Source organism: Streptomyces paromomycinus (assembly GCF_003865155.1).
In the GTDB taxonomy this organism is placed as follows: domain Bacteria; phylum Actinomycetota; class Actinomycetes; order Streptomycetales; family Streptomycetaceae; genus Streptomyces; species Streptomyces chrestomyceticus.
Genome location: NZ_BHZD01000001.1, coordinates 9,357,695 through 9,370,746, shown reverse-complemented (window position 1 = coordinate 9,370,746; position 13,052 = coordinate 9,357,695). Strand labels below are relative to the sequence as shown.

12 protein-coding genes are annotated in these 13,052 nt (G+C 69.7%); 9 read left to right on the top strand and 3 right to left on the bottom strand.

All coding sequences use genetic code 11. From position 1 onward, the window contains the following. The first annotated feature begins 47 nt into the window (after positions 1-47). Positions 48-1,775, top strand: a complete 1,728-nt coding sequence (locus tag OEIGOIKO_RS39785; protein WP_174857274.1) for an alpha/beta hydrolase — start codon at positions 48-50, stop codon at positions 1,773-1,775. A gap of 54 nt (positions 1,776-1,829) precedes the next feature. On the opposite strand, the gene OEIGOIKO_RS39780 is transcribed toward OEIGOIKO_RS39785, so the two are convergent. Continuing rightward, a complete protein-coding gene (locus tag OEIGOIKO_RS39780; RefSeq protein ID WP_246177893.1) occupies positions 1,830-2,573 on the bottom strand; it encodes a CPBP family intramembrane glutamic endopeptidase in 744 nt (247 codons plus the stop codon). Positions 2,574-3,058: 485 nt separating this feature from the next. Here OEIGOIKO_RS39780 and OEIGOIKO_RS39775 point away from each other — a divergent pair, with 485 nt between their 5' ends. Next, positions 3,059-3,730: a hemopexin repeat-containing protein gene (locus OEIGOIKO_RS39775; RefSeq protein WP_125058133.1), complete on the top strand. Its 672-nt coding sequence runs from the start codon at positions 3,059-3,061 to the stop codon at positions 3,728-3,730. A gap of 155 nt (positions 3,731-3,885) precedes the next feature. Here OEIGOIKO_RS39775 and OEIGOIKO_RS39770 read toward each other — a convergent pair whose 3' ends face one another. Continuing rightward, positions 3,886-4,758 (bottom strand): DUF4394 domain-containing protein, encoded by an 873-nt coding sequence (locus tag OEIGOIKO_RS39770; protein WP_174857273.1) that lies wholly within the window; start codon positions 4,756-4,758, stop codon positions 3,886-3,888. A gap of 339 nt (positions 4,759-5,097) precedes the next feature. On the opposite strand from OEIGOIKO_RS39770, the gene OEIGOIKO_RS39765 reads away from it, so the two are divergent. The 6 genes from OEIGOIKO_RS39765 to OEIGOIKO_RS39740 all read left to right on the top strand — a co-directional run bounded on the left by OEIGOIKO_RS39765 (position 5,098) and on the right by OEIGOIKO_RS39740 (position 11,314). Further along, the gene (locus OEIGOIKO_RS39765; protein WP_246177892.1) at positions 5,098-6,342 is read left to right on the top strand and encodes a PucR family transcriptional regulator; all 1,245 of its coding nucleotides are present in this window, start codon (positions 5,098-5,100) and stop codon (positions 6,340-6,342) included. A gap of 210 nt (positions 6,343-6,552) precedes the next feature. After that, a complete protein-coding gene (locus OEIGOIKO_RS39760; RefSeq protein ID WP_125058131.1) occupies positions 6,553-8,010 on the top strand; it encodes a carotenoid oxygenase family protein in 1,458 nt (485 codons plus the stop codon). Between the two features lie 84 nt (positions 8,011-8,094). Continuing rightward, on the top strand, positions 8,095-9,936 hold the full coding sequence (locus OEIGOIKO_RS39755) for a hypothetical protein (protein WP_125058130.1): 1,842 nt from the start codon (positions 8,095-8,097) through the stop codon (positions 9,934-9,936). Between the two features lie 37 nt (positions 9,937-9,973). Continuing rightward, entirely contained in the window at positions 9,974-10,399 is a 426-nt protein-coding gene (locus OEIGOIKO_RS39750) for a DUF5955 family protein (RefSeq protein WP_125058129.1), read from the top strand. A gap of 78 nt (positions 10,400-10,477) precedes the next feature. Further along, positions 10,478-10,663, top strand: a complete 186-nt coding sequence (locus tag OEIGOIKO_RS39745; protein WP_125058128.1) for a hypothetical protein — start codon at positions 10,478-10,480, stop codon at positions 10,661-10,663. Between the two features lie 159 nt (positions 10,664-10,822). Continuing rightward, the gene (locus OEIGOIKO_RS39740; RefSeq protein ID WP_125058127.1) at positions 10,823-11,314 is read left to right on the top strand and encodes a Gmad2 immunoglobulin-like domain-containing protein; all 492 of its coding nucleotides are present in this window, start codon (positions 10,823-10,825) and stop codon (positions 11,312-11,314) included. Positions 11,315-11,479: 165 nt separating this feature from the next. On the opposite strand, the gene OEIGOIKO_RS39735 is transcribed toward OEIGOIKO_RS39740, so the two are convergent. Further along, positions 11,480-12,202, bottom strand: a complete 723-nt coding sequence (locus OEIGOIKO_RS39735; RefSeq protein ID WP_125058126.1) for a dienelactone hydrolase family protein — start codon at positions 12,200-12,202, stop codon at positions 11,480-11,482. 379 nt (positions 12,203-12,581) lie between these two features. Here OEIGOIKO_RS39735 and OEIGOIKO_RS39730 point away from each other — a divergent pair, with 379 nt between their 5' ends. Continuing rightward, positions 12,582-13,052, top strand: coding sequence for a hypothetical protein (locus tag OEIGOIKO_RS39730; RefSeq protein ID WP_246177891.1), 471 nt, complete (start codon positions 12,582-12,584; stop codon positions 13,050-13,052).

Here is a 13,052-nt window from a genome sequence, read left to right as displayed (position 1 = left end):
AACGGTCGCTGTGCTGTCCCAGTGGGGTCTTACGGACGGAGGTAGCCATGGCGGGAGACGCATCGGACTCACCGGGCGGCCCGCCCCCTCCTGCGGACACCTCGGCAGCGGCCGAAAGCCCCGGCCCGGCACCGCGACCCCGTGGTCGCCGGAGACCGTGGTCCGTCACCCTCCCCGGATGCTGGGGTGCGCTCCTGTTCGCCTGCCTGTCGTTCACCCCGTCGCTGCTCCCGCGCGGCGGCATCCTGCAGGGCCTGATCTGCGGTATCAACGCGGCCCTCGGCTACGCGGCCGGGGTGCTCGTCGCGCGGGTGGGGCGCGCGTTCGCCGACCGGGAATCGCGCCCCCCGCGGCGCAGGTCCTGGACCGGCTTCCTCATCAGCGCCGTCATCCTCTTCGGGCTCTTCTTCGGCTTCGGGCAGTACTGGCAGTACGAGATCCGCCGGCTGATGGGGGTGACCGACTACAACGTCCCGCTCGCCGTGGCCTCTCCCCTCGTCGCGGCGCTGGTCTTCGGTCTCCTCCTCCTGACCGCGCGCGGCGTCCGCGGCCTGTACCGCCGGCTCGTGCGCCTGCTCAGGCACTGGATCGGGCCACGCGCCGCGTCCGCCGTCGGCTGGACCGCGGTCGCCGCCCTTGTCTGGGCGATCGTCACCGGAGTACTGCTCGACGGCCTCGTCGGCCTCGCCAACCAGAGCTTCTCGCTCCGCGACACGACGACCGAGGAAGGGACGCACCGGCCCACGACGACCCTGCGTTCGGGCGGGCCCGGCTCGCTCGTACCGTGGGACTCGTTGGGCCTGCAAGGCCGCAACTTCACCGGCACCGGCCCGTCGGTGTCCGCCATCGGAGAGTTCACCGGCCGTCCGGCGAAGGAACCGATCCGGTCCTACGCCGGACTGGCGTCGTCCGACGACGCCGAGTCCCGTGCCGCCCAGGCGGTCGCCGACCTGACCCGGCAGGGCGGCTTCCAGCGCAAGAACCTGCTCGTGATGACGACGACCGGCAGCGGCTGGGTCGACCCCGCCGCGGTGGACTCTTTCGAGTACCTCACCGGCAGCGACTCCGCCACGATCGCGACCCAGTACTCCTACCTCCCGTCGTGGCTCTCCTACCTGGTCGACCAGTCCAAGGCCCGCGAGGCGGGCCGCGCCCTCTTCGACGCCGTGTACGACAGCTGGTCGAAACTGCCGCCCGACCGGCGCCCCCGGCTGTTCGTCGCCGGGGAGAGCCTGGGGTCCTTCGGCGGCGAGACCGCTTTCAGCGGGGAGTACGATCTGCGCAACCGCACCGCGGGCACCCTGTTCGCCGGTCCGCCGGCGTTCAACACGCTGTTCCGGGAGTTCAGCGATCACCGTGACGCCGGCAGCCCCGAGGTGCAACCCGTCTACAAGGACGGTCGGACCGTCCGGTTCGCCAACGATCCGGCCGCGAAGATCCCGCCGGCGGACCGGCCCTGGAACGGCAGCCGCGTCCTGTACCTCATGCACCCGTCCGACCCGATCGTCTGGTGGAGCCCGCACCTCGTCTACAGCGAACCCGACTGGATCGGCCAGCACCCGGGCGACGACGTGCTGGAGCAGATGGTGTGGCTGCCGCTCGTGACGTTCTGGCAGGTCACCGCGGACCTTCCGTTCGCCGCCGACGTCCCGAGAGGCCATGGCCACACCTACACGACCGAGTACGTGGACGCGTGGAACGCCGTCCTGCGGCCCCCGGACGTCACCGCGCGGGATCTCGGCCGCCTCAAGGACATCATCGCGGCCGAGAAGTGACCGCGTACGACACGCGTCTGCGATCGGTACGGAATCCACCCCGCCCCCGCCCGGTCACCGCAGCAGAAAGCCCACCAGGTAGCCGAACGCGTTGACCGCCCAATGCAGACCCATGGGCGCCAGCAGACTCCCGCTACGGCGGCGCAGCTCGCAGAAGAGCACGCCCGCCGCCCCGGTGAACAGCACCGCCGCCACCACGGCGGCCGCCGCACCGAGCGCGGATCGGCCGAACAGCGGCGTCAGCGCGGGCTTGTCAGCCGCCAGCCCCAGCGACGGCAGGACGTGCCACAACCCGAACAGCACACTCGACACGACCGTCGCCCACACGGCGCCCCGGGCCCGGCACACCAGGCCGTACAGCACACCCCGGAAGGCGACCTCCTCCAGCAGCACCGTACCGACCGGCACCGTGACCAGGACGCGCAACGCCACCTGGCCGCCGGACAGCCCGCCGTACCGCTCGTCCGCGAACAGCCCCCGGGTGACCGGCAACAGCGCCGCCACCGCATACCCCACGCCGACCAACCCGATCAGCACCATCGCCCAGCAGGCACCGCGCTTGCGCGTCGCAGCATCCAGCCCCGCATCCGCCCACGTGCCACCGGCCAGGAACAGCACCCCCAGCAGCAGTGCACTGACCACGACGGCCGTCAGTACCCCGAATGACGGCGCCCATCGGCTGTTGACCAGGTTGGCAAGCACCAGCAGGGCGACCGTGACGCCCACAGCTGCACCGGTGCTCAGCGGCTGCGAGGCGCGCGTGGCGCCGTCGGCCGCACAGTTTCCCTTTCCACTCACGATGTGGCCCCCGAGGAGTCTGCCGGCCAAGCACCGCTGATGGTGCGGCGGCCGGTGCGTCCATGATGTACCCGGGGGCTGCCGACACGGCCAAGGGCCCCGGGCGTCGAGCCGTACGAGCCGCTATTACTCGATCACTTTCCCGCTGCCAAGCTGATGCTACTTCTCTGAATCAAATTCCGGCTCGCGTACACACACAACAGTCTGCGGATGAAATCACCCCCGCCTCTCGCTGACTATCTGCATCCACTTCCCCGAAGTTTCGCGATGAATTTCGAGGTGTGTGGGTGACAGCCGGGACGGAATGGGAGTGCAGAGGAATACGGTATGGCGCGAACTGAATGGCGATGTGGAGAGGAATGAGCCGATGCGCGGGGGTGCCGTGACACGACCGTAGTGGGCTGGCAGGGTGACAGGCACGAGCTCGAACAGCCGCCGGCCGGCAGGCGTCAACCAGACCCGACGACTGCGAAAGGGTGTGGAACGTGGCAGAGCAGACCGCTGCACCGGGTTCCTTCTGCCGGTGCGTCGACGCCGTGGTGAGGGCCAAGGGCAACGACCCCATTACGTGGGTCCTCAAGGACAACTCCTACGTGCGCTACGACATGAAGGAGAACCACGGGTTCGACGGGTACCCCAAGCTCATCGAGGGCAACTGGCCCGGTCTGGTGGACAGCTTCGGGCGCAGCATCGACGCCGCGCTCAACCGCCGGGACCAGCCGAACGTCGTGTACCTCTTCAAGGACAGCCAGTACGTCCGCTACGACCTGGACTCCGACAAGGTCGAACCGGGCTACCCGATCAGCATCGCGGAGGGATGGAAGGGGCTGCCGCCCGACTTCCAGCTCGGCGTCGACGCGGCCGTCAACCACCAGAGCAGCCCGAACGTCAGCTGGTTCTTCAAGGACGACCTGTACGTCCGCTACGACGTGGTGAACGACAAGCTGCTGGGCGGCCCGACGCCCATCCTGCGCGGCTGGCGCGGACTGCCGGAGAACTTCCAGCGGGGCATCGACGCGGCCGTCAACTCCGTGCTCGACACCGACAAGGTGTACCTGTTCAAGGACGACCAGTACGTCCGGTACGACCTGGTCAGCGACAAGACCGACAGCGGCTACCCGCTGCCGGTCGAAGGCAACTGGAACTTCTTCGCGTGAGCCACGCGGACTGAGGTCCACGGCGGTTCGGCGTCGCGTCCGGCTGGTTCCTGCGGGGCGCTGTTGCGGGCACCGACGGCGACGTCGGTGCCCGCAGCGGTCACGCGCCGCGGTCCGGTGGTGGCCGGGCCGCGGCGCAGGCAGGACCGGCAGGATCAGCTGCCGGTGAGGGAGACGGCCAGGTCCGTGATGTTCAGCGGGAACTGCCTGATCGGGGTGGCCTGGCCGGTGAGGACATTCACGCTGTAGAGCGACGGATTGACGGCGCCGTTCGGGGTGAGGGAGGCGAAGGCGGCGTTGTCGACCGTCTGCCCGTCGGACAGGGTGCTGTAGATGTCCAGGCCGGCCTTGAGACCGGCGTTGACGCCGAGCTTGCCGGTCGGGGCGAGCATGCCGCTGTTGGCCGGGGACTGGAGGACGATCTGGTCGTTGGTCGTGTCGACGTCGGCCAGGGCCGTCGCGGTGGCCGCACTGCGGTCGTTGTTCGTGTACGCGGCGGCGGTGACGCCCTTGGCCGCGCCCTCCTCCCCCGGGAAGTTGAGGTTCTGGTCCTGGACGGTCGTGTGATTGTTGAGGTTGTGCCGCAGGTTCTGCCCGTTGTCGCTGATCACGCGGAGCCGGTCGGCCGCCGGGTTGAAGTCGACACCGAAGGCCGTGCCGCGCAAGTCGTACTGAAGCTGGGACACCTTGGTGACCTGGACGTCCCCGTCACCCGTCGGGATCTTGATCGTGTAGATGCCGCCCTTGTTGCCGACCCCGTACAGCAGGCCGTCCTGCACCCGGAAGTCGATGCCGATCAGGCTCGTGTCGCCGACGAGGCCCTCGACGGCCCTGACCCAGTCGAGGACCTGCGGCCGGTCGGTCTTGAACGCGGCCATCAGGGTGCCGTCGCCGGTGATTCCGTACGCACGCAGGCTGGGGGCGGCGGGCGCCGCCGTACCGGTGCCCGACGTGCCGAGCATGAGCGTCACCGATGTGCCCAGGGCAACCATGGTCGCCACTATTTTCTTGCGCGTGCTTGCTTTCATCGGAGCATCCCTCCAGATTGAGCGAACGTCATGTTGCGGTGCTGGCTGAGATTCCTTTCACGCCCGCCCGTACTCCCGTACTACTGACCGGAATCATTCCTGAGTAGCGCCCGGAATGACTGTCGCGGTCCTCCCCCACGGGCGTACATGCGGTTCTCATTAAGACTGCTTCACGGCTCCTCCACAAGCGGAAGAGGTGATGAGAACGCCCCGATCCGGGAATTTTGCGCGCTGTGACAAAAGCCTGGTCGCGTACTTGCCGCCGATTTGTGCGCAGTACTGAACACCGTCCGGATCCCGCCTGTCGGCCGGTTCGTCCGGACGGGCATGCTCGTGTCCGTGGGCAGCCTCTTCGTCGAACTCGCCCGGCAGGCTTCGGCCAACGCCCGCCGGGAGGTCGAGGTGTACGCGCGCGAGATCCCGGAGCTCGGGTTCCTGGAGAAGGACTCCCGGGCCCGGGCCCGGACGCTGGAGCACGCACTGTGGCTCCGGGAGCGAACCGTGGACCTGTCGCCGCAGAACAACGAGTTGACCGACGGCGATCTCGACTACATCGCGTCGATGGGGGAGCTGCGAGCCGGTGCGGGGATGTCGCTCGACGCACGGCAGCGGGTCCTGGGGCTGCACGCCGCGCTCATGCTGCGCGAGATCAACGAGGTGACCGAGGCCCAGCGTGGCGGCGGTCTCGAAGAAGTCATGCGCTTCATGAACTGGTTCGCCCCGCAGGGCGAACGCGGCATCGGCGCCTACTGCCAGGGATTCGTACGGGTACTGCGCCGCCGGATGCGCTACGTCGAACAAGTAGCCCTGTTGACCCGTTCACTGTTGAACGGGGATCCCATAGCGGCGGAACTCGCCGCGGCCGTCGACATGGAGCTGCCGGATTGCTGGGTGGTGACGGTGTTCCGCATGCCGGTCCGTCCCGCCACTGATCGTTTCCTGGAAAACGAGATCGAGACTCTGGTGAGAAGTCACCAGGTGCCTGTCATGTGGGGCCCGGAAAACGGCGACGGAAGCGGCGAGCTGATCGTTTTGGTTCCTTTGATTTCCGGTCCGGCGAGAGCGGAATCCGTACCGCCGCACGCCGTTTCCGAGCTCTTGCCCGACCTGGCCCCCGACCACGTGTCCGACCTCGTACAGGACTTCGCCCTGGCCCTCGGCCGGCCCTGCGCCGTCGGCACCGCCACCGCACCGCCGCCCGAACTGGCCGACGCCCTCGACCGGGCCCGGCGGATCAGCCGGGCGGCTCCGCTGCGCCGGGCCTCCGCCCGGCTCCGGCCGCACACCCTGGCCGATGTGTTCGTCGAACTCACCGTCGTGGACGTGCCGTTCGTCGACGCCTGGCTGTGCGACGTGGCCCGACGACTGGACTCCGGCCCCGACCTGCTCGTCACCCTCGACGCGTACTACCGCCACGACATGCACCGCGGCACCACGGCGACCGCCCTCAACGTCCACACCCGCACCCTGGACTACCGCCTCCGCCGGGTACGGGAACTCACCGGCATCGACCCGGGCTCGACGCGGGGCGTGCGCACGCTCAGCGCGGTCGTCACCAGGCGCCTGTCGGGGGCGTGGCGCTGACTGAACCCGTCGGGGCCCGTGTGGACTTGTGGGGCCCGTCAGGCACGCCGGGCCGGGGTGGCCGCCATGGCGTAGCTGCCGCGGAGCAACCACTTCACGAGGACGGCGGCTGACGCGTGCCGAAAGAACAAGACTGCCGTCGGGATGCCGACTGCGGGAACCTGGCTGCCGTACCCCACGGCAGAAACGCCCCACGGCAGGAGACCGCAGATGACGACGCCAACGGGTTCTCCCACCCCCACCTCTCCACCCACACCCCTGCACCTCTCGGGCAACAACGCGCCGGTCGCGGCCGAGGTCACCCACCGGCCGAGCGAGGTGACCGGCACCGTGCCCAAGGAACTGTGCGGCCAGTTCTTCCGCAACGGGCCCAACCCGCGCAGCGGCTGGTCGCCCCACTTCTTCGCCGGCGACGGCATGCTCCACACCATCGCGCTGGCGGACGGCCACGCCACCTGGTACCGCAACCGCTACGTGCGCACCCCGCTGCACGCACAGCCGGGCGCCTCCCGCTTCGCCCTCGCCTTCGACCCGGCCACCTCACGGATCGACTACCGCGTCACCACGGCCAACACCCACCTGATCGCCCATGCCGGCCGGCTCTTCGCCCTCGAAGAAGGCGGCTTCCCCTACGAGGTCACTCCCGACCTGGCGACCCTCGGGGTCTTCACCTTCGACGGGGCGCTCACCACCCCCATGACCGCTCATCCCAAGACCTGTCCCCTCACCGGAGAGCTGCACTTCTTCGGCTACCGCCTCCGGCCGCCGTACCTGACCTACTACCGGGCCTCCGCAGCGGGCGAAGTGCTCCAGAAGCAGACCGTGGACCTGCCGCGGGCGGTCATGATGCACGACTTCGCCCTCACCGCCCACCACGTCCTCTTCATGGACCTGCCGGTCGTCTTCGACGCCGACCGCGCAGCCGCGGGCGGACCGCCCTGGCGGTGGGACGACGGACACCACGCCCGCTTCGGCATCCTGCCCCGGACCGGGGAAGCTGTCCGCGTACGGTGGTTCGACATCGCTCCCTGCTACGTCTGGCACACGATGAACGCCTTCGAGACCGACGGGACGATCACCCTCACCGGCACCCGCGTCCCGGCCCTGTGGCGTCAGGGGCCACAGGACCTCAGCGGTGGCCTGCCCACCCTGCACCGGTGGATACTCCACCTGGCCACCGGCAAGGTCACCGAGACCCCGCTGGACGACACCCCCAGCGAATACCCCCGCATCGCCGACACCGCCATCGGTCTGCCGCACCGCTACGGCTACACCGCCGGCTTCACCCTCGACGCCGAACCCCGGCAGACCGAGGTCTACAAGTACGACCTGACCCACGGCGCCCGGCGCAGCACCCACCGCTTCCCCACCGGGCACACCTGCGGCGAGCCCGTCTTCGTCCCCCGCTCCCCCACCACCTCCGGCCAGCAAACCGGCCAGGAACCCGGCCAGGAAGACGACGGATATCTCCTGACCTTCGCCCACGACCGCTCCCGCGGCACCAGCTACCTGGCTGTCCTGGACGCCGCCGACCTCGGCGCGGCCCCGGTCGCCGAGGTCCACGTGCCGGTCCGTATTCCGGCAGGCTTCCACGGCAACTGGGTCCCCGGCGCCCCGGGTGCCGCACCTGAAGTTCCGGCTACGGCCGGTGCTCCGAACGGGCCTTGATCCCCTCCCCCTGCCCCTTACCCGGCGGCAGATCACCTGCTGTAATCAGCGGTAGGCGCATCAGCGCGCGAACGGGGGTTCGCGATGAGTTCCGACCTGCCCGGCCCCTCCACCGGGCCGCCGACACCTGCCGTACCACCCCGGCCCCGTCGGCCGCCCGAGCCGCCGGCTCCCTCACGGCAGCTGATCGAGCACCACGCCGGGCCTCCGCGCGGAACCGCGACCCGCTACCTGTGCGCCGCCGGCTATCTGGACCGTACGTTTCGCGACGCCGTCATCGCGGAGCTGGTCGAGCACCCCTACCGAGTGCCTGCGCCGTCGCCCGGCACCGATCTGACACGCGTGCTCCACGAGTGCCTGCGGGCCCGGCGTGCACCGTTCCTGGCGGGGCTGGCGATGCTGGGCGTACTGGCGTTCGGCGTACTCTCCGGGCACGGGAGCGCCACGCTGCCGGCCCTCCTCACGGTGGCGCTGCTGCGGCTCGTCGGAGCGGGCGCCAGTGCGGCGACCGTCGTCCCGCCCGACGAGACGGTGCGCGCCCGCTCGTCCGCGCGGCGCACGCTGGGTGCCGCAGGCCAGTTGGCCGCCGCCGTGGTACTGGCCGGGTTCCTGGTGTCCGTCTGGGTGCCGACGCAGAACGGGCGCACGCTCTTCGAGCGCGAAGTGCTACCGCGCCTGCCCGCAGACATGCCGTTCACCGTCACGGCTCCCGGGCTGGCGGCGTACATCGCCATCCTGTTCATGCTGTGGGTGGTCGGGGTCGTCTGGCGCTGCCGGACACTGTTCCTGCTCGGCGACCGCGACGGCCCGCTGTCCGGCCGTGCCGCCGCGGTCAGGACCCGCATCCCGTCCCTCCAGCCGGTCTACGCCGCTCTGCGCAGCCAGCAGAACGGCCCCGAGCTGCTGTACCGCGACCACGCGCCCCTGGTCGGCCTCGGTGTGCCGCTGGAGGACTGGGCGATCGTCCTGGAGCTCGTCCCCGCCAGGAAGAGTGACGGAGAGCCGGTGGTGCCTCGGCCGATCAACGCCGCGATACTGCATCAGGCGATCAACGCCGCGGTTCTGGACCTCGGCCGGGGCCGCGAGTACCCGGGCGATGCCCTGCACCGGCTGACCGTCGGTGACCGGGTATTCCGTCCCGGGCTGCGCCGCGGACCGGCCGCTGACTGGCTCGGCGGCATGTCGGTTCCGGTGCCTGGCACCAATGGCGCGGTGCGGCTGGACCATCGCTGGGCCGGCGCACTGGACCTGTTCGGGCACGAGCGTCTTCGGCACTTCTTGACGATCCGGGTCGGCAGCTGGCAGGAGGAGGTCGTCACCACCGTACTGGTACGGGCCATCACTCAAGGCAAGGTGCTGCACCTGGAGTGGCAGCCTTACCTGCTGCCACCGACAGCCGTCGCGTACCGGGCCGTCGACTCGTTCGCCCCCCTCGATCTCTTGGCCGACGGGCCGGCGGTGATGGGACAGGCGGCCTGGGGGCTGGGCCGGGACATGGGCTCCGCCATCGGCCAGATCTTCGGTACGTGGGCGTCCGCCGCCCGGGCCATGCGCAACCGCGGCCGCTACCGCCGGCTGGTCCGCGACGGCTATGCCGTCAACCACGCTCCGGCCATCAGCGTGCGCGAGTTGGGTGCGGAGGAGCAGTTCCAGAACGTCTTCCAGGAAGCCGACGTGGAGCGCTTTTTGAGCACGGTCTGGGTGCGCGCCCAGACCGCGGTGCTCACCCTGCTCAAGGAGCGCGGCTACGACGTCAGCGCCTTCGAACAGCAGGCACAGAACATCGTCAACAACAACATCAACAACGGAACGCAGATCAACGGCGGCACCCAGCACGGCCCCATCGCGGGCGGCCCGGGCGCCCGGGCACGGGTCACTCCGCCGCAGCCCCGCGTGGGTGCTCGGTCCGGGACCCGTGCCACCTGACCACGGAAACCGCAGGCAGCTCGCCGAGGAGACAACCATGACGCCGGACGGGCCACATGCCCCCCGCAACGAAGGCGTTCAGATCAGCGGCGGTACGCAGTACGGTCCCGTCGCCGGCGGTCCCGATGCGCAGGCGACCCTCTACCAGGCACATCCCGCGGGCCCGTCGTCCGCCGAACCACTGCCCGCCCAACAAGAGCTGTTGCAAGCAGTGGCGGCCCTACGTCGCGACCTCGCCGCGCTGATCGCCGAGCGGCCCGGGGCGCTGGAGCCGGATGCGGCACAGGACGCCGAGCAGAGCCTGGCCCAGGCCGAGTCGGAGGCCGGCCAGGCGCAGCCCCGGCAGGGCCGGCTGCGGCGCCGCGTTCAGACCGTCGCCGACGCGCTGGGGGACGTCGGCGCGCTGGCAGCCGGTGTCACCGCCGTCCAGGCGGCTTTCGACCGGCTCTTCGCCGCCGGGTAGCCGGTCCTTGCCACCCGGCGGCCGAAGCTTCGAGTGGGAACAGGGGGAAGCGCCTTGCGTGAGTTCGGCGGATTCGTCATGTTGGTGGGCTTCGTCGTCATGCTGCTCGGCACGGCGATGTTCGGCATGGAACTCGTGAGAGTCGTGCAGTCGGCCGTGGAGACCGGTCGCACCGGGGACTTCCCTCCGAACATGTTCAAGTGGTTCGGACTCGGCATCATAGGCGGGGTCCTCTACGAGCTGGGCAAGATCACTCGGGGGTGAGATCACCGGCCGGCCACGGCCCCCTCGCCGCCGACTTCGCTCCGGCGCTTTCTCCGCGGCCCGGGTGGCGCCTTTCCGCTCCCCGGCGGAGCACCGGCTTGACGCCGGTGGCCCCGGTCCCGAGAGTACCGCCCGACAGCCTTCGGCCGAGGAGGTTCCATGACGAACCGCATCGATCAACCACGCAAGCTCGACCTGGTCGGCAACCCGGTACTGATCAGCGGTATCGGCACCGGCTTCGAGGCCACGCTGCAGTACCGCGTCGGCGACGGGCACGACGAGGTCAGCGGCCACTTCGATGTCGGGGGCGGCTCCGGGGAGCACGGGCAGTTCCAGGTCCAGGCCGATGTCGGGCAGGCCGCTTTCCGGCTCGACCGCCTGATCGTCCAGGTCTTCGAGGTCAGCCCGAAGGACGGCAGCGAGATCAACCTCGTGTCCGTGCCGGTGATTTACGGGCCGCGTATCGTCCGCGGCTATTACGGGTACCGCGAGCACAAGGTGGTGAAAGGTGACACCTTGTCGTCCATCTCCAAGGCGTTCTACGGAGACCCGTCCCAGTACCAGCGCATCGTCCGGGCGAACCCGGATCAGGTCACGGACCCCGACGTGATCGTGCCGGGCCAGGTGCTCCGCATTCCGATCAGCGCCTGACAACGGTACGCCGTGAGACGTCCGTTCGCGGACCGGCGACTCACGACAGCCCGGGCTCCTGCCGGGTCGGCAGGAGCCCGGGACGGTGAAAGCCAGGACCCGGCCTCGACGGACAGCCCCCGACCCGCACCGCTTACCGTCTGCTGTCGGTCTGACAGCCCGGCCTCACTTCAGGTGCCGGCCGAAGAACCGCCCCCCGTCCTCCACCTCGAACCACGGCGTGCCGGTGTGCCCGCCCATATTGGCGTGCAGCGTCTTCTCCTTGCTGCCGAAAGCGTCGAACAGATCCAGGGCCCGCTGCCGGGGGTTCCCTTCGTCGTCCCACTGCAGCAGGAACAGCAGCGGAATGGTGACCTGCCGGGCCTCCTCGCGCTGGGCGCGGGGCACGTAACCCCCGGCGAAGAAACCGGCGGCCGCGATGCGCGGCTCGACCGCCGCCAGCCGAATGCCGACGGCGGTCCACCCCGAGTACCCGACCGGGCCACCGATCTCCGGCAGCGCAAGCAGGGCGTCCAGGGTGGCCCGCCATTCCGGAACCGCCCTTTCCACCAGCGGGCCGATGAAGGACTCGAAGATGTCGTCAACCGGCTCTCCTGCCTGCATCGCCCGGCGCAGGTCGGCGCGAACCTGCTCGTCAGCGGCGGAACGGGGCCGGTCACCGCACCCGGGTGCGTCGACGGCGGCCACCGCGTAGCCGTACGCCGCGGTGTGCCGGGCCCGGGCCACCAGCCGGGCTGCCGCCCTGGGCAGGCCGTTGTTGTGGGCCATCAGGATCAGCGGAGCCGGTGCGGCGGACTCCGGCGTCCACAGGGTGCCGGGAATCTCGCCGAGGGTGAATTCGCGTTCGAGGACACCGTCGTCGAGACGCTGTGCGGAAGTGAAGTGCATGGCCGTACCTTTCGGGAGGGCTCGTGAACGGCGCTCCCGGACGACCTATCGCCCGACCGTGACCCCGGAGGGGAGCACCCATGTCGATACTGCGTTCACGGGTACCACCTCCTCGTTCTCTCGCACGGTCGACGGAAACGTAGCAGTGGCCGGGGTGGTCCGCCCAACGGTTTTTGCGGAGGCTCCGTGACCGGACACCACGGAGGCGGGGCGCTATGCCGAGTTACTAGAGTTACTCGGGGCTTCATCGTGGCTCTCCGAGGCGAAGTCCCCTCTGTATCCATGCGTTCATGGCCCGGCTGAGGGCCGCCGCTGAGCGGATCTCTCCTGATGTGCGAGGTGCTTGATGGGTAGGTTGCTGGATTCCTGCAATACGACGGTGACAGCGAGCTACCGACTGTTCGGGCTGGTCGACACGACCATGGGTGCGGAGACGTTCGATGACGAAGCGGACAGAGCGAAGTGGCTGCTTCCGGGGCCGGGCCTGGTGTATCTGCAGGTGCCCTCGGAGGTGGTCACGACGGTGATACGGCTGGAGTCGTGGACCACCGCACCGGCGCTGCCGCCCGGTCCGTGGGCGGGGTGTGAGGAGGTCGAGGTGGACCTTCCCGAGGGCGAGCTCGGGCTGCAGACCGTCGACGGCGGGCTGACGGAGATTCCGCTGGTGTTGCCGTCGCCGGGAACGTACCGGATGCGGTGGCAGTGGGTCTTCAACCCCGACGCGGGCCCTTTCACCTCTCCCCTGCGGGGGTGTTCCGACGTGCTGGCCACGCCGACCGGCCAGGAAGCCGCGCTGAGCGGGCAGGATCAGTTTTGCCTGGTACAGATCTGGCGCACCGCCACCGCCTGA